Source organism: Cupriavidus sp. DB3, assembly GCF_020418465.1.
GTDB classification, from domain to species: domain Bacteria; phylum Pseudomonadota; class Gammaproteobacteria; order Burkholderiales; family Burkholderiaceae; genus Cupriavidus; species Cupriavidus cauae.
This window is the reverse complement of the sequence record NZ_JAIZPL010000001.1, coordinates 62,885-82,883: the sequence shown is the minus strand read 5'-3', so window position 1 is coordinate 82,883 and position 19,999 is coordinate 62,885. Positions and strand designations below refer to the sequence as shown.

The 19,999-nt window shown below is 61.6% G+C and carries 21 protein-coding genes; 11 read left to right on the top strand and 10 right to left on the bottom strand.

All coding sequences use genetic code 11. The features are described from left to right. Nucleotides 1-16: 16 nt before the first annotated feature. Entirely contained in the window at nt 17-1,198 is a 1,182-nt protein-coding gene (locus K7G19_RS00360; RefSeq protein WP_226105125.1) for a pyridoxal-phosphate dependent enzyme, read from the bottom strand. 101 nt (nt 1,199-1,299) lie between these two features. On the opposite strand from K7G19_RS00360, the gene K7G19_RS00355 reads away from it, so the two are divergent. Then, the gene (locus tag K7G19_RS00355; protein WP_226105124.1) at nt 1,300-2,229 is read left to right on the top strand and encodes a LysR family transcriptional regulator; all 930 of its coding nucleotides are present in this window, start codon (nt 1,300-1,302) and stop codon (nt 2,227-2,229) included. Nucleotides 2,230-2,242: 13 nt separating this feature from the next. Here the strand turns inward: K7G19_RS00355 and K7G19_RS00350 are convergent, their stop codons facing one another. Next, on the bottom strand, nt 2,243-2,623 hold the full coding sequence (locus K7G19_RS00350) for a VOC family protein (protein WP_226105123.1): 381 nt from the start codon (nt 2,621-2,623) through the stop codon (nt 2,243-2,245). A gap of 214 nt (nt 2,624-2,837) precedes the next feature. Here K7G19_RS00350 and K7G19_RS00345 point away from each other — a divergent pair, with 214 nt between their 5' ends. Together K7G19_RS00345 and K7G19_RS00340 are read left to right on the top strand one after the other, a co-directional pair. Continuing rightward, on the top strand, nt 2,838-3,092 hold the full coding sequence (locus K7G19_RS00345) for a hypothetical protein (protein ID WP_226105122.1): 255 nt from the start codon (nt 2,838-2,840) through the stop codon (nt 3,090-3,092). A gap of 94 nt (nt 3,093-3,186) precedes the next feature. Beyond that, nucleotides 3,187-3,516 (top strand): hypothetical protein, encoded by a 330-nt coding sequence (locus tag K7G19_RS00340; RefSeq protein ID WP_226105121.1) that lies wholly within the window; start codon nt 3,187-3,189, stop codon nt 3,514-3,516. 249 nt (nt 3,517-3,765) lie between these two features. Here K7G19_RS00340 and K7G19_RS00335 read toward each other — a convergent pair whose 3' ends face one another. Further along, a complete protein-coding gene (locus K7G19_RS00335; RefSeq protein ID WP_226105120.1) occupies nt 3,766-3,903 on the bottom strand; it encodes a hypothetical protein in 138 nt (45 codons plus the stop codon). A 484-nt stretch (nt 3,904-4,387) separates the two neighbouring features. On the opposite strand from K7G19_RS00335, the gene K7G19_RS00330 reads away from it, so the two are divergent. Beyond that, nucleotides 4,388-4,624, top strand: a complete 237-nt coding sequence (locus K7G19_RS00330; protein WP_226105118.1) for a hypothetical protein — start codon at nt 4,388-4,390, stop codon at nt 4,622-4,624. On the opposite strand, the gene K7G19_RS00325 is transcribed toward K7G19_RS00330, so the two are convergent. The 6 genes from K7G19_RS00325 to K7G19_RS00300 form a co-directional block, all read right to left on the bottom strand. Beyond that, nucleotides 4,621-5,151 carry a hypothetical protein gene (locus K7G19_RS00325; protein WP_226105116.1) on the bottom strand — a complete coding sequence of 177 codons (531 nt, stop codon included), beginning with the start codon at nt 5,149-5,151 and terminating at the stop codon, nt 4,621-4,623. The two genes, K7G19_RS00330 and K7G19_RS00325, sit on opposite strands and share 4 nt — an antisense overlap. Nucleotides 5,152-5,153: 2 nt before the next feature. Continuing rightward, nucleotides 5,154-5,411 carry a hypothetical protein gene (locus K7G19_RS00320; protein WP_226105114.1) on the bottom strand — a complete coding sequence of 86 codons (258 nt, stop codon included), beginning with the start codon at nt 5,409-5,411 and terminating at the stop codon, nt 5,154-5,156. A gap of 457 nt (nt 5,412-5,868) precedes the next feature. Beyond that, nucleotides 5,869-6,222 (bottom strand): YggL family protein, encoded by a 354-nt coding sequence (locus K7G19_RS00315; protein WP_226105112.1) that lies wholly within the window; start codon nt 6,220-6,222, stop codon nt 5,869-5,871. Nucleotides 6,223-6,337: 115 nt separating this feature from the next. Next, nucleotides 6,338-6,913 (bottom strand): isochorismatase family cysteine hydrolase, encoded by a 576-nt coding sequence (locus K7G19_RS00310; protein ID WP_370639456.1) that lies wholly within the window; start codon nt 6,911-6,913, stop codon nt 6,338-6,340. A gap of 91 nt (nt 6,914-7,004) precedes the next feature. Further along, nucleotides 7,005-7,781, bottom strand: a complete 777-nt coding sequence (gene map, locus K7G19_RS00305; RefSeq protein ID WP_226105110.1) for a type I methionyl aminopeptidase — start codon at nt 7,779-7,781, stop codon at nt 7,005-7,007. After that, nucleotides 7,778-7,990: a ParD-like family protein gene (locus K7G19_RS00300; RefSeq protein ID WP_150082410.1), complete on the bottom strand. Its 213-nt coding sequence runs from the start codon at nt 7,988-7,990 to the stop codon at nt 7,778-7,780. Before K7G19_RS00300 ends, map begins: the two co-directional genes overlap by 4 nt. Nucleotides 7,991-8,115: 125 nt before the next feature. On the opposite strand from K7G19_RS00300, the gene K7G19_RS00295 reads away from it, so the two are divergent. From K7G19_RS00295 to K7G19_RS00285, 3 genes are all read left to right on the top strand, one after another. Continuing rightward, nucleotides 8,116-8,520: a VOC family protein gene (locus tag K7G19_RS00295; protein WP_226106253.1), complete on the top strand. Its 405-nt coding sequence runs from the start codon at nt 8,116-8,118 to the stop codon at nt 8,518-8,520. A gap of 871 nt (nt 8,521-9,391) precedes the next feature. Then, nucleotides 9,392-11,956 carry an McrB family protein gene (locus K7G19_RS00290; RefSeq protein ID WP_226105109.1) on the top strand — a complete coding sequence of 855 codons (2,565 nt, stop codon included), beginning with the start codon at nt 9,392-9,394 and terminating at the stop codon, nt 11,954-11,956. A gap of 2 nt (nt 11,957-11,958) precedes the next feature. Beyond that, nucleotides 11,959-13,503, top strand: coding sequence for a DUF2357 domain-containing protein (locus tag K7G19_RS00285; protein WP_226105107.1), 1,545 nt, complete (start codon nt 11,959-11,961; stop codon nt 13,501-13,503). Between the two features lie 580 nt (nt 13,504-14,083). On the opposite strand, the gene K7G19_RS00280 is transcribed toward K7G19_RS00285, so the two are convergent. After that, on the bottom strand, nt 14,084-15,148 hold the full coding sequence (locus K7G19_RS00280; protein WP_226105106.1) for a VWA domain-containing protein: 1,065 nt from the start codon (nt 15,146-15,148) through the stop codon (nt 14,084-14,086). 341 nt (nt 15,149-15,489) lie between these two features. Between K7G19_RS00280 and K7G19_RS00275 the strand changes: the two genes are divergently transcribed. The 4 genes from K7G19_RS00275 to K7G19_RS00260 all read left to right on the top strand — a co-directional run bounded on the left by K7G19_RS00275 (nt 15,490) and on the right by K7G19_RS00260 (nt 19,984). After that, on the top strand, nt 15,490-17,169 hold the full coding sequence (locus K7G19_RS00275; protein WP_226105105.1) for an amidohydrolase: 1,680 nt from the start codon (nt 15,490-15,492) through the stop codon (nt 17,167-17,169). A 230-nt stretch (nt 17,170-17,399) separates the two neighbouring features. Then, nucleotides 17,400-18,299 (top strand): LysR substrate-binding domain-containing protein, encoded by a 900-nt coding sequence (locus K7G19_RS00270; RefSeq protein ID WP_226105104.1) that lies wholly within the window; start codon nt 17,400-17,402, stop codon nt 18,297-18,299. Nucleotides 18,300-18,546: 247 nt separating this feature from the next. Continuing rightward, entirely contained in the window at nt 18,547-19,692 is a 1,146-nt protein-coding gene (locus K7G19_RS00265) for an FAD-binding oxidoreductase (protein ID WP_226105103.1), read from the top strand. Continuing rightward, a complete protein-coding gene (locus K7G19_RS00260) occupies nt 19,676-19,984 on the top strand; it encodes a (2Fe-2S)-binding protein (protein WP_150082418.1) in 309 nt (102 codons plus the stop codon). Before K7G19_RS00265 ends, K7G19_RS00260 begins: the two co-directional genes overlap by 17 nt. Nucleotides 19,985-19,999: the final 15 nt, after the last annotated feature.

Genomic DNA, 19,999 nt, shown 5'->3' with positions numbered 1-19,999 from the left:
CCAGCCTGTATAAGGGTCAGCCTTGCGCGGGGTCGCGATCGCCCCGTGCCGTCAACATCAGAAGAACCGATTGCGATGCATCGATGCGCCCATCGGCGCGCAGCATTTGCGCCGCGGCGAGCCCTGCCCCGGCGCACAGCTCGACCCAGAATCCTGCCGAGGCCAGCGCTGCGGTGCCGGCGCGGGCGGCATCGTCACCCACGACCACCGCGCCGCCGCCAGAGCGCGTCACCGCGAGGACCTGCTGCGCGGTCACCGTCGATCCCGCCGTGGAGAACTGCTGCGTGGCGCCATAGAAATCGCCTTGCTGCGGCTCGCCGGCCAGCACGCGCCACAGCCGCGGAAACGGCTCGACGGCCCAGAGCTGCGGCACGCGGGCAAGCCGCCCCGCCGCCACCAGATCGCGCAGCGCGCTATAGATGCCCCACAGCAGGTCGCCGCGCGCGGTCGGCACGATGACATGGTCCGGCTCGCAACCTTGGTGCACCCATTCGAGTGCCGCAGCGCGATAGCCCTCCACGCCGAACACCAGGCTGCCCACCGCGGGAATGCTGTAGTTGGTCAGCGGGAACGCGCCATCGTCGCGGACGCGTTGGCGCACATGTTGCCACCGCGCATGACCGGTCTCGCAAACGATGCGTTTCGCCCCGTAGTAGCGCAGCGCCGCATCGAAGATCGGCGGCAGGTCCCGATAGGTCGCCACCTCGCACGCCAGGCCGGCCGCCGCGCAATAGGCCGCGGCGGATACCGCCGCGTTGCCGCTCGAGGCGAGCACCACTTCGCTCGCGCCGATCGCCAGCGCACGACTCACCGCCTGGGCCGACATGCGGTCCTTGTGCGAGCCGGTCGGGTTCCCGCCCTCGTTCTTGATCCATAACGAAGCGACGCCAGCCAGCTCGGCCAGCGCAGGCACCGGAAGACAGGGCGTGTCGCCCTCGCCCAGCGTCACGCCATTCAGATACGGCAGGCAGTGCCCCCAGCGATAACCTGTGCTTTTTGGTGCAAAATCGAAGGCTCGCGCGTCGTAGACCGCTTCGACACTGCTGGGTCGGCCCCGGCTGTGACAAGCCGGGCAGCCTTCCGGAAGATCGGAAACGGGATAGATCGCCTCGCAACTGATGCATTGCAGCGCGTGCAGTGCCGGGTTGAGAGTCGGGTTGATGGCCGAAAGCGGCTTCGATGAACGGTCGAGAGGCATGGCGAAAGACGACGATTGCATGAGGCGAAGTCTACGGCCCGGCACGCCGTTGCGATCAAAGCCATTGCAGCTTTGCAATAAGACGAACTTATAGGGTCCCTATGAAAGAGGCGGCGAAAGACGCAGGCGAACCGTCCATCAGTGCCCGGCAGATCGAGGTATTCCGCATGGTCATGCGCCTCGGTTCCGCGCGCCGCGCCGCCGAGGCGCTGCATATCAGCCAGCCGGCGGTGACGCAGATCGTCCTGCAACTCGAGAAGATCGCGCAGCTGCGACTGTTCGACCGCAGCAAGGGCCGCATGGTCCCGACCGCCGAGGCGGCGGCGTTGATGGACGAAGTCGAACGCGTCTATATCGGCCTCGACGCCGTCCAGCGCAAGATCGACCTGCTCCGCCAGCACGAGGACACGATGCTGCGCGTCGGCGCGCTGCACGCCATGGCCGCCAGCGTGATGCCGATGGCGGTCGCCAGCTTCGCGCACAGCTATCCGCGCAGCCATTGCCGATTGGAGGTAGACAGCTCGCGCGCGCTGCGCGAGCGCCTGCTGCAACGCGAGCTCGACCTGGCCTTCATGGGCGATGAGGTCGACACCAGCGGCCTGACCGCATCCGAGTTCTACGCCGTGCCGGCCGTCTGCATCGTGCCGGCCACCCACCCATTCGCCGCCAGGGCCAAAGTCAGCGTCGCAGACCTGGCCGACGCACCGCTGATCGGCCTCGACGCCGCCGACCCTGCCCAACGACAACTGGAAGCCGCCTTCGCCGAGCACCAGATCGCACCCCGCTTCGTCGCAACAACGCCGTACAGCCATACGCAGTGCGCACTGGTGCTGGCCGGCGCGGGTCTCGCAATCACCAATCCGCTTGTCGCACGGACCTATCTGGCGCTTGGGCTCCGCAGTATTCCGTTCGCCGGCGCGGTCCGATTCCGCGCAATCCTGGCGTTTCACCCCGGGCGCGGCCAGTCATCGGCGGCGCAGCATTTCGTCAGCCTTTGCCGGCAGGGGGTCAGGGATTTGGTGCAGCGGTAGGTTTGGCCTCAGCTTAGGCTGCTGCTTCACGCTCGTGGCAAACGACCTCGATGTTGTGGCCGTCGGGGCCGATGACGAAGGCGGCGTAGTAGTTGGGGTGGTAGTGAGGGCGGAGACCGGGGGCGCCGTTGTCTTTTGCACCCGCTTCGAGCGCTGCGCGATAGAAGGCATCCACCTGTTGGCGTGTTTCGGCTTTGAAGGCGAGGTGGAGATGGGCTGGTTTTTCGTCGGTTTGGAACAGACAGAGGGAAGGCTTGCCTGGGGGGCAAAGCTCGACGCCGTAGGACGGTGTTCCCTCCGAGGCCACCGCTACACCCAGCGACTCCAGTGCCTTCAGGAAGAACGCCTTGCTTGCGGTGTAGTCGGTGACGCCGAATTTTACGTGGTCGAACATGGGGGCTCCTGAGAGGTGTTGGGCCGCGTGGTGGGTACTTGCGACCGCTGTACCCACTTGGAGCGGCTGTGGCGACTAGCCTGCTGCATACCTTGGACTCTGGAGAGAAAAGTACCACCTGGCGGCAACCAAACACCCTTCTTGAGAGGGGTAAAGAAATTTGCGCCCAGTGCCGATACGAAGATTCCACCATCGGCACAACCATCCCATACGTATGCGAGCATTCAAGACCATCCTCTTTCACCTTCTGCGCACCTTCCGCGGTCTATTTCTCCTTGGCTGTAAGCTGCTTTCTGGCCTGTCCTTGTTTGGGTTCATATTCACACTTTTCGGTGGCGACCGCGTGGGGCTCGGACTGAAAGCCACCCTCCTCACCTTCGCGGTTGGTTTCGGAGCGCTGGCCTGGTACTACGATATGTTGATTTTGAAGCTCAAACCAGATAACGTCGACTTGACGTTATTCCAATAGTCGTACCGGCGTCCTATGGCTGCACGGCGCCGTAGGCACAACCCTATGCGAGCGTAGTCCGGTACTCCTTTAGATCCGCAGGAGAGATGCCCGGATGTCACAGAGTCAAACTCCTTTGACGTCTGCTCAAAGATACTATGATGAGCGCTGGAGCCAACTCAATGGCATCCTTATAGCGCAATCCGAAGGCGCACACAGTTATCTACTAACTGTAAATGGCGGAGCGCTCGCTGGCATGCTCGCTTTCGTAGGCGCCGTCGCAGAGGTAAGACATTCGAGCGCTGCTGTCGCTTCCATTGCGTTCTTCGCTATTGGCCTGGTAAATGCCGGTTTTACTCGCGCATATACGCTGCATTTAATCGGCTACTTGCTAGAACAATGGCGCGATGACTATGCAAGTTTCCTGCGCGGTTCAATTCCATAGAATGAGTTACTTCGGCGGGATGACGCGCGGGTTCATAAGTATGAACGGTGGGGATACATCATTGGCTACGGAAGCTTCGGGGCGTTTCTTATCGGCTTGATATTCGGCGCTTCCGCGCTGTTCAATCTACCGTCATAGGATTCCATGTCCCTTTCCCCTCGCACCGAGGTCTTCCGCCGCCACGTTGGCCAGCTACAACGCTAAGGACTGTCCAAAGGGAGGGGCGCTTGGCGGCGCCCCAATTGCGGATCAGTCTTGCGCCTTCGCCCGCTTGTTGATGGCGGTATGGCTGATGCAGTGCTTCGCGGCGATCGCGGTCACCGGCTCGGTGCCGGCGCGATAGGTCGCTTCGACAGCGACCCAGTCGATGTCCTTTGCTTTTGTCATGTCGAGACGAATTTGTCGGAATGGAATAATGGCTATTCTCCGCTATCGGCAAACACCATGAGTTCAGCGTCGCCATTCCCTACGAATGATGAGCTACGCGAAGCCTTCCTGCGCCCGGACGTCGGACCCGTTGTCGTGAACGGGATCATAGGCCGGGGATGGGTATTTGAATCCGAGCTTGCATTGCTCAGGCCGCACTACAATGCCTGGCGGCCCGAGCAGTTCGCTGATCTGTGCTTCCGCTTCGCCAGCCACGATCCCGAAGACGCACTAGTTCTTGGTACGACCTTTCAATGCCCCCGGCTCGGCTTTGCTTACGCGCTATACGATGCGAACCGGCTATCTAGAGCTGAGCTTCTCGCAGAACTTATCGCTGCCGATCTCCTTTCCTCGGCGGCTAGATGACCATGACGACGAGCCTAACCCGAAGTCGTGGAACAATTGAGCTCTGTAAGCTTCTCAACCACCCACGAAAGGGGTATGCATGGACGAAACCATCAAGAATTTGCAGGCCCAGGTCGCCGCACTTCAGCACTTCGCTATCGCGCTGATTGACCACTTGCCGGCAGGGGCTGCGAGCGGTGCCGGGAGCGAGTTCCAAAACTTTGCCCGCATGACACTGCGCGACCTAAGCAATGCAGGATTCGCGGACGAAGCGCGGCGATTTTCCGATGCGGTCGACGACATCAACTCGCGCTCGCCGTCGTATCCGGGGCTCTAAAGCAAACGCCCCGCGCGGCGTTGCCGGCGGGGCGATACAATAAATCTTACGGCTATCACGACGCCGAGGGTGCCTATCCTCGGCAAAAGCCGATCTAGCACAACTGCCATCTGCTCCAAGAAGGCATTTCGCGCGTCGAGATGATAGTCGCCATGATTGCCAAGGACGTAGTCCACCGCATCGTCCGGCTGACCTGACACCGAAAGGCGGCCTTCCGAATCAAACCACATTGTGTGGACTGGACCGCCTTCAGGGACATCACCCCGGAGGCGGCGAAACTCGATAAGGCCCACAAGCGACTTGCTGCCACGGGTGCTCTCGTCGACCGCGCGCCGATATTCCGCGATGAGGACCATCCGGTGGCCTTCCACTTTAAGGGTGTAGTCGTCAATGCCGGACACTGCGATGCCGGGCGACCGATTTTCCCCTGCGGCAGGTGTCGTCAACTTCTGCACCGCGCTCTTCGCCGTTTCATCAAGGGTGGCGCCGATAGTCAAGCGCCCCCAAGCCAACGAGTTTTGACCCATTCTTACTTCTCCATAGTTGAAGCTAAGCATTCAACCATGAACCGTAAAAAAGAAAAGCCCCCAACTTGAGGGGCTTTGCTGCGAGTCTGGCAAAGATCTATGCCGCCTGGTGCAAAAACGCGAGCCATTTTTCGCCGCGCCGCAAGGCCTTCCGGCGCATCGCAGGTTGTACGGTCCTCGACGAGGCCGTGCGCCACGAACTTGTGTTCCGGCCGCGCCAGCGCCGGGTCCTCCAGCACCTGGTAATAGGCTTCATTCACTTCGCCGCGCGGAAGCCCTGCTCCTTGCTAAGCAATTAAACCCGTGGAAGCAGACGCCGGAGACCGCCGCGGCCTGCATCTTCGCCAGGTATTCGCTGAGCTCGCCCACCGACATATCGTCGGTGGAGTTTGTGCGTCACACGCTTGCGGCCGTCCGGCATCTCAAAGGCGCAGGCGACGCCTCCACTACCGGCGCGGTCTCCCACCAGCGGCCGTCGTCGGCATCGAGGAAGATCGGCAACGCCGGCGGCCGTCGTGGTCAGGGTGCCATCGAGGTCCAGCGCGTCGAGGATGTATTCGAGCCGCCGGAACACGGCGTCGATCCTCCATGGCTCGGCGCGCAGCTTCACGCCGGCGCCGTTCCACGTCGGACGATACGGCTTTCACCGCTTCCGGCTGCGGGCCATCACGCGGCCACCCTAGCCGCCCGGCCCGTAGCAGCTTTGCCCTATCCCTATTACTCCTGGTCCACGCCGTACCACGCGTCGCGCAGCGGCCCGACGCGCACGTTCTCGAAGTCGCCCGATGCCTGCAACCACTTCTCGACCGCTTCGCGCTGCTCGGCGCTCACCGAACCGCGAGCGGCGTTCAGCAGAACATAGGCGGACAACTGGTAATCGTCGATGGCGCCCGCCATCAGCAGCCCGTTCGCCTCGATCGCCTCTTGCAGGAACCGATCGAGCAGCGCCTCGGGATCACCCTGGCGAGCCGACTCGGAGACATCGGCCATCACCTCGAACGCCAGCTCCTGATACTCACCGATATGGAGCTTCTTGCGTTGGCGGTGGTTGTAATGGCGGGAAGACTTCATGGGGATTCCTTTGATGCTTCATGAGAAAGGCGCAATTGTGCCAGCGTTCGCGGCCTCATTCCCGTCCATCCTCCGAAGTTTTCGCCGAACCCATCCCGATTGAGTCGCCGGAGTCTCAGGCTAGCAATGCCAAGGCGTCAGCCAGCGAAAGCACCGTCGTACGGGATTCAAACGCTGTCGAGAAGAGATGATCGTGCACGACCTGATCCGCGTCGTAGCAGCAATCCTTGACCGTGAACAGACGGAAGTCCGCATCGCTCGCGTACGCGACCGAAGACAGCATCACGCCGGTCGACGCAATGCCAACCATGATCAGCGTATCGATACCTTGCGCGGACAGCCGCACCTGCAGATCTGTACCGAAGAACACACTGGCACGGTGGGCGATGATGATCGGTTCGTCGGCACGCCGACCGAGCTCAGGCGAAACCTTGTCTTCAACGAAAAGACCGAGCTTCTTGACGCCCTGCCCGTTCTTGTTCAACGGACTGACTTCCGGATAGCCGGGGCTGAAATGGAACTTCGCGAAATAGACGCTGACGCCGCTGGCCCGCGCAGCGTCACAGAGCTTGCGCGTATTGGAGAGCAAAGTGGACGCGACCGAGGGAAATAACGCCAGAATGTCGGTCTGATAGTGCATGGCCAACAGCGCGGTTTTTGCGGGAACGATTGCCGGAATCTGCATGGTCATATCACGCGCATCAGGCGCGTTCCTTGTCTTTGTCGACGATCTGCTGAATCAAAGGGGGGCGCTGGCACAACGATGCACTCTACCATCGCCATCACGAGCCGAAATTCGGCACCGTCTCCCCGGCCCGCAACGTCAGGACTCGCACGCCGTTCCCCGTGACAGCGACCGTGTGCTCGAATTGCGCGGACAGCTGGCCATCGCGCGTCACCACCGTCCAGCCATCGTCTTCGGTCCGGACGGCGTGCCCGCCTTGGTTGATCATCGGCTCGATGGTGAACACCATGCCTTCGCGCAGCTCCAACCCTGTTCGCGGCCTTCCCCAGTGCAGGACTTCGGGCGGCTCGTGCATTTCACGCCCGATGCCATGCCCGCAATATTCCCTGACGACCGAATAGCCGTGCTTTCGCGCGTGCCGCTCGATCGCGTGCCCGACATCGCCAAGCCGGGCGCCAGGGCGAACAGTCTGGATGCCTTTCCACATGGCTTCGTAGGTAACCTGCACGAGCCGCTTGGCTAGTGGTGACACCTCGCCAACAAGATACGTCTTGCTCGAATCGGCGATATAGCCGTTCTTCTCCAACGTGATATCGAAGTTGACGATATCCCCGTTCTGCAGGATGTCCGACGTCGATGGAACGCCGTGGCAGACCACGTTGTTGCGAGAAGAGTTCAGCGCGTACGCATACCCGTACTGCCCTTTGCTCGCCGGGCGCGCTTGCAGCTCATTGACGATGAAGCTGTCGACCAAGTCGTTGACCTGCATGGTAGACATGCCGATCAGATTTAGTCGGTCTAGATAGGCAAACACCTGGGCCAACAATCTGCCCGACTCCGCCAGAATCGCGATTTCTTCCGGCCGCTTTGTCATGTCGAAGCGACCTTGATGCCTTGCGACACCACACCAGCCGCCCGCAATTCCCCCGCCACGATCTCATTGAAACTCTGCGTGGGATTCATTTCGCACAGCATGCCGATCTTGATCCAGAACGCCGCTTGCGCATTGATCGACCGACATGACACGGCGCTTGCCTTGCGGATTTGATCGTGCAGATCGTCGTCGATATTGACTATGCCCATTGCGGTATCTCTATATGGTTCATATACGAATCATATACGCAAGTCGATTTGCTGCGCAAGGGATGAGCCGCCTGCTGGCGCATGCCACAATCTTCGCCAGCCAACACAAAAACGGAGTAGACGCGATGACTGCCACGACCATGGGCATTGACCACATTGGCCTTACCGTTGCAAACCTCGAAGCTTCGACGCGCTTCTTTACGGAATGCCTGGGCTGGCGCGTATTCGGCAGCAACCCTGCATACCCCGCTGCGTACGTCACCGACGGCACAGCCAAGATCACGCTGTGGCAGGTCGCGGATGCAACCGCGTTCGCGGCGTTCGACCGCAAGAACGCTGTCGGCCTTCACCACCTTGCATTGAAAGTTCCGGACCGGTCCTCGCTCGGCAGCCTGTTCGAACGTGTTCGCGCTTATCCCGGCGTTGAGGTAGAGTTTGCTCCGGAACTGTCCGGCAACGGCCCCAAGTGGCACGCGATGGTGATGGAGCCGGGTGGCACGCGACTTGAACTGAGTTTCGACCCGCGATAGCTGACCACATGGAAGTATCAATGCATCAACGGCGGAGGAACTCCTATGGACGCTGCCGTATTCGCAGCATCACTAGAGTGCGCTGAGCGGGTCCCCCGGTATATCTACCTAATTGGCGGCCATGCATCCGCTGTTCTTCGGGAGTTGCGGACGACGCTTATGTGCTGGCCGGTACTGTCGCCTTTGGCCGTGAAGAGACGTTCACCTGAGCCAGGCAGCGGTCATTCGACCGGCCGATCAACCCCGACATCGGCCCGATGCGCAACGTGAGGATACTTGCCGCTTCGTAGGGCTCTGTACAGTTCTTCGCGCGACCGTCGCGCTCACTTGCCCACAGCACGGAAAGGATAGGGGCGGCCTTCGTGCACCCAGGCTGCGGTAGAGCACGCTTCTTTATGTGAGGCGCTTTCATGGCGGTCCTGAATGTGATATGTCGGTTGCCGCCCGGGCCATCATTAATGTCGCGGCGCGCAAAACCCCTATTTTGGTGCTTCGCAGAACTCGTCGTGATCCCGTCCGGCGAGCTCACGTGCACCTTGTTGTGCGCATCGCGTTTGCGGGCGACTTCCGGTTTTCCTACGACTCGGCGACGGCCACCGAGATGTTATGGCGATGCGCCTGCGTTGCCTTCCCGAGAGGATTAGTAGGATCAAGCGTTTTGGTGTGTTAGTCGCCAAATCCCCGAATGGCTTTAATTGCCCACGTAAACACTCTCTTGTTAGTCGAACGTTAGATTCATCACCTTAACGATGCAGCACGCAATTGATGACACTTTGGCGAGTACAATTTCGAGACTTGCGAAGTCCGGCGCAGACACTCGGCCGCCTTCAGACGTGTTTCAAGCCAGGTATTGCGGAAGCTAAGGTGATTTATGATCTTCGACGAAATTGTTGCCGGTGTCATGGCACAGCGGCCGGAATTGAAAGTGGAGCCACGAAGCGATGGGTGGTCGATCTGGCTATCGAATGGCATCGAACCAGCAAAACGTTTATTGCGCGTGAGCCGGACCGCTGACGGTAACTCCGTAACGATGAAGCTCTCTGTTTCTTCTATTCTGGCAGGGAGAGATGTTCTTCGTAATTTCGACGGCACTCTTGCGGAGTTCCTGAGCATTGTAGATGCGGAGCAAGCTCTTTCCAATAGCAATCCCGTTGTAGAGAGTCCTCCTGAAGTGGGGCAGACGAAAGTAACAGGGAAACTCCTGAATCAAACCGCCTTTCAGGCGGATATCGAGTCTCTGTATAAGACGCCGCCGACATGGGCGGTCCAAACCTGGATTCCAAGGTTGCATCGCCATCTGATCGGCACGCGCGGCGCATCCGCTGGCCAGCTCCAGAACAAAGATTTTCTGAGAACTTTGTTCGATTCTGACCACGTGTCGGCCACAGGCATGTGTACCATCAGCGTGGCGCCGGCGATCGATGATGGAGAATTCGTGGCCTGGTTCTCGGAGAATGCATCCAGGCCTCTTCCATCGGACCCGGACGAGGCAACGGCGCGGCTTATTGAATTGCACGACGAAGTTGCAGCCAGATTTCGCACCTTGTGCGGAAAGCGGCCACTGCTCAAGATCAACCGGGCGTTGTCCGCACTGTTTCCGGACTTCTTTACCACGCTGGCAGACGAGGGAAAGCTCACCGAGCTTTACCGCGCACTGGGAGGCAAAGGGCGAGCCCATGTCATTCACATGCATGTGGCTATTCGTGGGATGATTAAAGCCATCGTTGGCCCGGCCGAACCAGGAACGATGGACAGTGTGAAGCAAATGTGTCTGTCGTGGTTTCTCTACGAGCGCATCACCGATGAGAAGGAACCTGTCGTTGCGCGGTCGGAGGCCGTTCGCGAAGACGGCCTGGTCCCATTGCCGGCCATGCTGCGCCGTAAGGGCCTCACTGCCATCAAAGGCTACTTCCAGACGCTCCTAGGATACCTGCCGACGCTGAGTGGCGATGGTCTAAGCGAGGAGGATTTTCGCGACCTCATTCGCGAGTCGAATCCGACATTGGTGGACGGCAGCATACGGACGATCATCAACGTCGTCATGCGAGAGTTCGACCTCTGTAAGCGCAATGGTTCCGTTTATCAGCTTTCCGCTCGCGGCGTCAACTTACTCGATTCTCAGGATCCTAAGGAATTGGCTGACCAGCTTCTGACGAAGATTTTGGGTGTCGACTACGTCGTTCGCACTTTGGCGGCAGGCTCGAAGTCCAAAGCTGAGCTCATCGCGATACTGCAGACCGTGAACCCCGGCTGGACAACAGGCTTTGCACCGTCAGCGTTGCTGAGCTGGCTAATAAGCCTACAGGTCATCTCTTACCAGCCCGCGAGCGGCTACGCCCTAACGGCTGAGGGCCACCAATGGAATGATCTCATCACGTGGGACCCGCCAACACTTCCCAAGGTTGCCGAAACAGTGATCGAAATCCAGGAGGAGGTGGATGCGAAGCTCACCCTTCCTGCTTGGGCAACGCTGCAATCGCGTCTTGCCGAAGCTGCAGCCGGCAACTTCAACTGGGACAAAGGCCTCATCGAGCAATTGCACGGTGGCCTGTGGTTTCATCCCGTACGTCATTTCGCGGTGATGGCTGGCTTGTCAGGATCAGGAAAAACTCAACTCGCGCTCAACTACGCGCTGGCGCTGTGCGGACCGCAGCGAGCCGGACAGGAAAGCGTGAAGGTTTTTCCAATCCAGCCAGGCTGGTTCGACACGGTTCCCCTGCTTGGACAGATGAACACACTTCTGCAGAACGTCTATGACGGGACGCCTTTCCTAGATCTTCTCCTGCGAGCTGCGGAGAATCCGACGAGCCCGTACGTCGCTGTTCTCGACGAAATGAACCTGTCGCATCCCGAACAATATCTCGCCCCGATCCTGTCCGCGATGGAAACTCAGGGCGTGATCGACCTCCATCAGATGGATGAAGATGTCGTCGGTGTGCCGAGTCAGATTCGATATCCCGCGAACCTTGCCATCATCGGTACCGTCAACATGGACGAGACCACTCATGGCCTCTCGGACAAGGTCCTCGACCGCGCATACACCTTGGAATTCTGGAAGATCGACCCCGAGAGCTACCCTAAGTGGTCAAACCTCGTGTCCGAAGAAGTCCGAAATAAAGTCAAAGGTGTCCTCAGGAAGTTGATGGAGGCGCTCGAACCGGTGCGTCTGCACTTCGGATTGCGGACAATAGATGATGTCGTGAGTTACCTTGTTTTCACACAAGAATTGGGCGTCGATTTCAATAAGGCGCTAGATGATGTCCTATACGCGAAGGTGTTACCGAAGTTGCGCGGCGAACATTCTGATCGCCTAACCAGAGCAATGTCTCACACTCAGGCCATTTGCCAGGAGCATGGCCTGGCCAGATGCGCCAGTAAAGTACAGGACATGCTGCGTGATCTGAATGAGGCCGGCTCGACCCGGTTCTGGCGATAAAAATGGAGTCGCGGCAGCACCTCGTCATTCATACCACGGACCCGACTAGCGAAGAGTTGGGCCGCATCGGTCCGAGAGGGCTGATTTCCGGTCTGAGGGAGGACGCCTCCTATCTCCTCAAGGTCAGCGGCGCAACACATCTCTATGTGGACGATGTGCCGTTGACGGAAGCGCACGGTGAATATTTCACGTGGACGTCCGGCTTTTTTGCTGGTCGCGTCGAACTCATTTCTGTCGACCGGAAGGGGGCAGAAACTCCGTTTTATCTTGAAGTCAATCCGGCAAGCAGCAAACTCCAGACCGCCCAGTACTCGTCGATGATTGACGCCATCCGACGATTCGATCAGCGGCTCCTTCTGGGGCATGCTTCCGCCTGTCTCGGATTCGGCAACGCCGGGATGAGCGGCAAATTCGACAACCTCGTTCGTTGGGAGCGCGTGAAGCGGCATGGCAGCCCTTTTCTGAACTTCGTGGAATCGATCACGCGCATACCACATGTAAAGCTCAAGCCAATGAGGCAACTACTACCCTTGGCGCGGATGAAGCGGCTGCCTGTGGCTGCACGGCGCGACAGCCGTATCGTCGCGTTGGCTACGGGGCGGCTGTCCGAACACGAGCGTGTCGATGCCATCCGGTTGCATACCCACGTACCTGTTGCGACAGTCGATACTGCGGCGAACCGGGCTATATATGCGCTACTCAATCGATTCAGACGGGCCATCATTGGGCTGGAATCATGGGTTATGTCCGACTGTGGAGAACTGTCCCATGCCGAGGCACTCCGGCGACGCAATCGGCGTCTGACCATTCTTCGTTCTCTGGATGCGAACGTAGGACGTTTGCTAAGCCGCTACCCGTTTCGGGCTGTTGACAAGCCCGAGATCACCGCAGCCGGCCTGACGCAGATCGCCGCGAATCCCATCTATTCGCGTGCCTTTCGCACTGGTACGGAGGCCCTGCGTCTTGGCGTTGAAGACCATGCTTCGGCGGAACATCTTCATGTCAGTCCTTCATGGGGCGTCTATGAAACATGGTGTTATGTGGCTTTGGCCAACGCACTGGAATCGCGGTTGGGCGTCAGGCTGGAGCCGAGAAAATCGTGTTTCAATGTATCACCTGAACTTAGCTTGGCTGCGCGACTGCCTAATGGTGACGAGCTTGAACTGCTGTTCCAGGCGACGTTTCGCTCCAACGGGATAGGAAGCGAGAGAGAAGCGTGGAGTTTGTCTGGAGAGCGGCGTCCTGACATTGTACTTGTAGCGTCCAGAGGAAGCACACACAGGATGCTGATTCTTGATGCAAAATATCGCAGCGGAAAAACCAATGTGCTAGAAGCGATGGCATCGGCGCACATTTACCACGACTCCCTCATTCTGGATGGTCGTCGTCCCGAATTGTCTCTTCTTTTGTTACCTGGCGCGTCAAATGTCGATTCACTCGAGCAACGCGAGACGTGGGAGACCTTCGGTGTGGGTGTTGTCAGCGCATACTCGGAGGGCAGGGAAGGCATAGAACGGTGCGTGGAAGCGATCGCGACCTGGCTCTAGCGTCGTGTAGTCGCGCTCACCGAGGCTCGGAGGGCACGCCGCGCGGCGTGCGGCCAGGGGCCGCCGATCAACCTCTGAGCGGTCGACGGCCGCTATCGATCTTGGCGTCCTCGCCCCCATAAAGTCCCCTGCGTCTCGCCGTGCCGGCTCGTCGCCGTTGTGCTCTGCACCTCTTGGGCCACAACTGCCTCAGAAGACGTGTGGTTTGGTAGATCACCTTGCGAATCGCAGCCGGCACCCGGAATGCACACCAGTTCGAGACCACCGCGCTTGCGGAATCGCGCAAGTTAATTGGGCCTCGCGGCGACCGCCATTTTCCCCGGGTCTGTCCCACTCAAGCCAGCGCGACGACCTTTGGGGCGCACCGCCTTTGTGCGCCCTGTGGCGACACATTGACCTCACCTGGCAAATCCATGCGGACGCCAGCACGGCGCGGCATCAATCGAATATCGGCCTCTGCAGAACAGGTCTCGTCCTACACGCAGCCGGTTGCAGAGAAAAGCGTGAATGTCGCAGAAGGGTCGCTAGTGGTCATCAAGGGCGACCTCTCCGAAGCCCAACCGATTGCCAACTCTCCCCCTCACCGCCGAAACCAAACCACCGACAACCCACACCCCACCACCAGCAACACCACCGCCCCCGCCGCCAACAACGCACTAACCTCCACCTCCTTCCGCTCCAGCGCAAACCGGCTGGTAAGCCGGCGATAGACCTGCGTCAAATCAGCCGCCGAACTGGCCTGGAAGTACTCCCCGTCGGTCAGCATCGCAACCTGCCGCAAGGTGGCCTCATCCAATTGCACAGGCGAAGAAATCCCGGGCGGCGCTGCGCCCTCCTCTAGCGGCGTACCGAATCCCACGGTGTAGACCCGGACTCCGCGCTGCGCGGCCATGCGTGCCGCGTCGAGAGGGTCCGGGCCGGTGGTGCGGCGGCCATCGCTGAGCAGGATGATTGCGCCGTGCCGATAGGAGCCGGGGCTCGCCGAGGGCTGCTCCTGTTCGCGATTGCGGACGGCCTCCGCGGCGGCGGCTTCTGACAGCGATCTGCCGCCGGATCCCGGGGCAAGCGACTCGCCGCCGAAAATAATCGATTCCAGGTCGATGCCATCGTTGGGCAACAGCACCGCCAGCGCCTGGATCAGTCCGCTGCCGGTTGCCGTGCCGTGCTGGAGTTGAAAGCGATCGATCGCGTCGAGCATGTCCTGCCGGCTCTCGGTGGGCGAGAGCACTACGGTCGCGGTGGCGGCAAAGGACACAATGCCCAGGCGCACGCTGGCCGGCAGGCCGATGATGAAATCGCGCGCGGCGTGCTGAGCGGCGGCGATTCGGGTGGGTGCCACATCAGCGGCTGCCATGCTGCGGGAGGTGTCCATCGCGAGTACCACCGTGACGGTGTCGGCGGGCAGCGTGAGGGTGGCCGTAGGGCGGGCGCAAGCCAGCAGGGCGACGCCAAGCCCCAGCAAGACGAGGAACGGCGGGATGTGGCGCCGCACTCGTTGCTTGCGGCCGAGGGCGGCCCGCGGCAGCGCAATACTGGCGTACATCAAGGCGGCTTTTTTGCGCCGCGCAATCACGTAGAGGTAGGCGGCTGCCAGCAAGGGGAGAGCCAGCAGCAGCCAGAGCATTTGTGGCCAGAGAAACTGCATGCCCTGCTCCATGGCGCGTGGTATGACGATGGTACTGCGTTTCCAAGTCCAGCATTCGCGCCAACTATTCGCGCCTCGGCCATTCGCGCCTCGGCCATTCGCGCATCGCATTCGGGCCCCGGCATTCACTCGGGCACTAACTCAGGCATTCCCTCAGACATTCCCTCAGGCATCCCTCGCCCTTTCCCGCACCGCAGTTTTCTCTTATGATGCCGCGCGTCATATCGGCCGGTAGAAGGACAACCGCCGGTCGGTAAATGACGGCGCTTTGCCAGCGTTCGACGCCATCCCGGGCGTCATCGACACATCATAAAAAAACAGCACAACAACAAGGAGTCACCTTGAATAAGTCCATCCGCACGAGTCTGCTCGCGCTGGCCGCCATGGCCGCCGTTCACGCACACGCCGCTCCCACGCTGGTGCAGTCCGTACAGGGCTACACGCTGCAGAACGACAAGATCGCCACCTTCAGCGGCCTGGTGTTCGATCAGGGCAAGGTATTGGAGACCGGCGATGCCGCCGCGCTGCGCGCGAAGTATCCCGATGCCAAGCGCATCGACGGCCAGGGCAAGACGCTGCTGCCGGGCCTGATCGATGCCCACGGCCATGTGTTCCGGCTGGGCTTCAAGACGACCGAGATCTCGCTGTCGGGCACGCGGACCCTGCAGGAAGCGCAGGGCCAGATCCGCGACTATGCGAAGAAGAATCCGCAGCGCCAATGGCTGCTCGGCTATGGGTGGAATCAGGTGAACTGGAAGCTGGGCCGCTTCCCGACCGCAGCCGAGCTCGATGCCGCGGTGTCGGACCGTCCGGTGCGCCTCGTGCGCGTCGATGGCCACGCGGCCTGGCTGAACACCAAGGCGCTGCAGGCGGCCGGCATCACGCGTGATACCAAGGACCCGGCCGGCGGCCGCATCGAGCGCGATGCCAACGGCAATCCGACCGGCGTGCTGATCGACAAGGCCATGGCGCTGGTCAACAACGTGATCCCGCCCTACTCCGACGACGATCGCCGTGCCGCGCTGGCCGCCGCCGTCGCTCACCTGAACGCGCTGGGCCTGACCTCTGTCGGCGATGCCGGCGTGACCGTCGCCGACGATCGCATCTATCGCGAGTTCGCCGACCAGGGCAAGCTGACTACGCGCATCTACGGGATGATTCGCGACACCGGCGAGGACTTCAAGACGCTGTCCGCGAAAGGCCCGCTGATCGGTTACGGCAACGATCGCTACGATCTGCGCGCCGTGAAGCTCTACGGCGACGGCGCGCTCGGCAGCCGTGGCGCCGCGCTGATGGAGCCCTACACCGATGACCACGCGCATAGCGGCCTGCTGTTCATGAGCGATGCCGCGATGCAGGCCAGCGTGAAGGCCGCGCTGAAGGCCGGCTACCAGGTCAATGTGCATGCGATCGGCGACAAGACCAACCATCAGGTGCTCGACGCGATGGAAGTCGCCTACAAGGACGTGGGCGGCCGCGAGCTGCGCAATCGGATCGAACACGCCCAGGTGGTCTCGCTGCCCGATATTCCGCGCTTCAAGACGCTGAACCTGATCGCGTCGATGCAGCCGACCCACGCCACCAGCGACATGAACATGGCGGAAGACCGCATTGGCAAGGAGCGCATCAAGGGCGCCTATGCCTGGCAGACCTTCCTGAAGCAGGGCACCGTGATCGCGGGCGGCTCGGATTTCCCGGTGGAATCGGCCAACCCGTTCTACGGCCTGCACGCCGCGGTCACGCGCACCGACCATGAAGGCCGCCCCATCAAGGGCTGGCACCCCGAGGAAGCGATGACGCTGCCGCAGGCGTTCCGCGCGTTCACGATGGATGCCGCGTACGCGCAGCATCAGGAAAAGACGCTGGGTTCGCTCGAGCCGGGCAAGTGGGCCGACTTCATCCTGGTGGACCGCGATCTCTTCAAGGTCGCACCGGCCGACATCTGGAAAATCCAGGTGCTGGAGACCTGGGTGGCCGGTGAACGCGTGTACGCGAAGGGCGATCAGGCTGCGAAGCGCTGATCGACCGCCTCAACGTCGCCCGATAAAAGCCCTGCTGGACCATCGTTCAGCAGGGCTTTTTTTTGCGGGCCGCCGTTCGCAATGACGGGCGATTCTGCCTGACAGATGGTTACTGCCGATCGCCTCCTTTGGTGCGTGGTGCCGATTCCAATGGCCGCCCCAGCCCTCGCTGCGGCCTCCGGAGGCAAACAACGCTAGTATTCGCCGAATCCGCCCTTCATCGATTCGGTATGAAATTCAAGGAAATCTATGCCTTTCGCGCGGTAATGCGCACGGGCTCCATGACGGCCGCGGCCAACGAACTGTTCATGTCGCAGCCCAATGTCAGCCGGCTGATCTCCCAATTGGAAGCCTCCACCGGCCTGACGCTCTTTACCCGCAATGCCGGCCGGCTCGCGCCGACCGAAGAGGGATTGGCTTTTCTGCGGGAGGTTGATCGCACCTTCGTCGGGTTGGAAGCCCTGAAGGACGCCGCGCGCAATATCCGCCAGTTCGGCGCGGGCCGGCTGCGCATCGCCACGGTGCCCTCGTTGGCGATGACGGTATTGCCGCTGGTGCTGCAACGCTTTCATGCGGACCATCCCGACGTCTATGTCGCCATGGAAACCGGCAGCACCCAGCTCGTGGCAGAGCAGGTCGGCAACCGCCATTGCGAGCTCGGACTGGTTTCCTATCTGCCCACCGCCGCCGTGACCGAGGCGCATCCCGTGGCCGAGCTGTTCGGCTGCTGCGTGCTGCCGCCCGGCCATCGGCTTGCCGCCCGAGAGGTCATCACGCCGGCCGACCTCGCCGGCGAACCGTTTATTTCGATGGCCCATGGCGATGGGCTGCGCGCGGCCGTGGATGCCGCCTTCGCCGGCGACGACCGCCGCGTGATGCATTTCGAGACGCCCTACGGCGCTACCATCTGCAATATGGTCGGCCTCGGGCTGGGCGTGGGCATCGTCAATCCGTTGGTCGCCCGCATGTATCGGCACACCAATATCGTGGTGCGGCCATTCGAGCCCCGCGTGCCCTTCGTCAGCTATCTGCTGCTGGCGCGCAACCGGCCGGCCAATCTGCTGGTGGACCGCTTTATCGCGCGGCTGCGCGAGGTCATCGACGCGGAAATCGAAGGCTTGGCCGATTGAGATCCCACCTCAGACGCCACCTCAGACGCCACCTCAGACGCCACCTCAGACCCCATCAGCTTTTCGTATAGGTACCGCACGAATTGGTATTTGCGCGTATCGGGGGTCGGTGCGCATACTCGCTCGCATTGGCAACACCGGCCCGGCGCCACGATTCCGGCCCAGGGCTGCCGCGATATTTGCGAGTCCCCACATGACTTTTGACAGGGCCCAAGGCCCGTTCCCGACCCGCGCGAGGGCGTGCTGAATGGGCAACGCCTCCACTCCCTCCCAACATCCGACGTTCGAGGTCGCCGTCGTCGGCGGCGGCCTGGTCGGCTCCGCGGTGGCCTATGGCCTGCGCGGCAGCGTCAGCTCCATCGCCGTGCTTGACGAGGGCGACGTCGCCCTGCGCGCCTCGCGCGGCAACTTTGGCCTGGTCTGGCTGCAGAGCAAGGGCTACGGCATGGGCGCCTACAGCCGCTGGACGCTGGGCTCCGTGCGGCTGTGGCCCCAACTGGCGGCAAAACTGCTGGCGGAAACCGGCATCGACGTGGCGCTCGAGCAGAAAGGCGGGCTGACCCCGCTGATGGGCGACTACGAGATCGAAGCGCGCCTGGCCTGGGTCAACAAGCTAATGTCCCAGCCGGGCGTCGAGCCCTACGAATGGAAGCTGCTGGATCATCACCAGGCGGCCTCGCTGGTGCCCGGGCTCGGCCCCGACGTGACCGGCGCCATCTGGACCCCGCACGACGGCATCGTCAACCCGCTGAAGCTGCTGCGCGCATTCCATGTCGCCTTCAGCCAGAGCGACGTGCGCTACCTCCCCCATCACGGCGTAACGGCCATCACGCAGCTGTCGGACGGCGACTTCGTGCTGGACACGCCCAAGGGCAGCGTGCGCGCCCGCAAGATCGTGCTGGCCGCGGGGCTGCGCAACGGCGAACTGGGCCGCATGGTCGGCACCCATCTCCCGATGGCGCCGCAGCGCGGCCAGATCCTGGTGCTCGAGCGCACGCGCCGCCTGCTCGATACCCCGATGGTGACCCTGCGCCAGAACGACGAAGGCAGCTGGCTGGTGGGCGACTCGCAGGAGGATGCAGGCTACGCCGACCACGTGACCACGTTGCCGATCCTCGCCACGCTGGCCGACCGCGCGGTGCGCACGCTGCCGGCGCTGCGCGAGGTGCGTGCGGTGCGCGCCTGGTCCGCCCTGCGCGTGCGCGCGCAGGATGGCTTCCCCGTTTACGAACAATCGGCCAGCCACCCCGGGGCCTTTCTGGTGACGTGCCACAGCGGCGTGACGCTGGCCGCCACGCATGCGATGACGCTCGCCCCCATGATCGCCGCCGGCGCGTTGGCGCCCGAGCTGGACACTTTTTCGACCCGGAGATTTCATGTTCAGAAGACTTGATGCACCCGTCGTGCAAGCTGCCGGCCGCACGGTGCGTGTCATCGTCGACGGCGTCGCGCTGGAATGCCGCGAGGGTGACAGCGTCGCGGCGGCCCTGTTCGCGGCCGGCGTGCAGGCCTGTCGCGACACCGCCGTGTCGGGCGCGGCGCGTGGTCCCTTCTGCATGATGGGCGTTTGCTATGACTGCCTGGTGCGCATCGACGGACGGCCCAATCAACAGGCGTGCATGACGCCGGTGCGAGATGGCATGACGGTGCAGCGCCAGCTGGGCGCGCGCGAGGTGGCGGTATGAACGATATGGCATCGG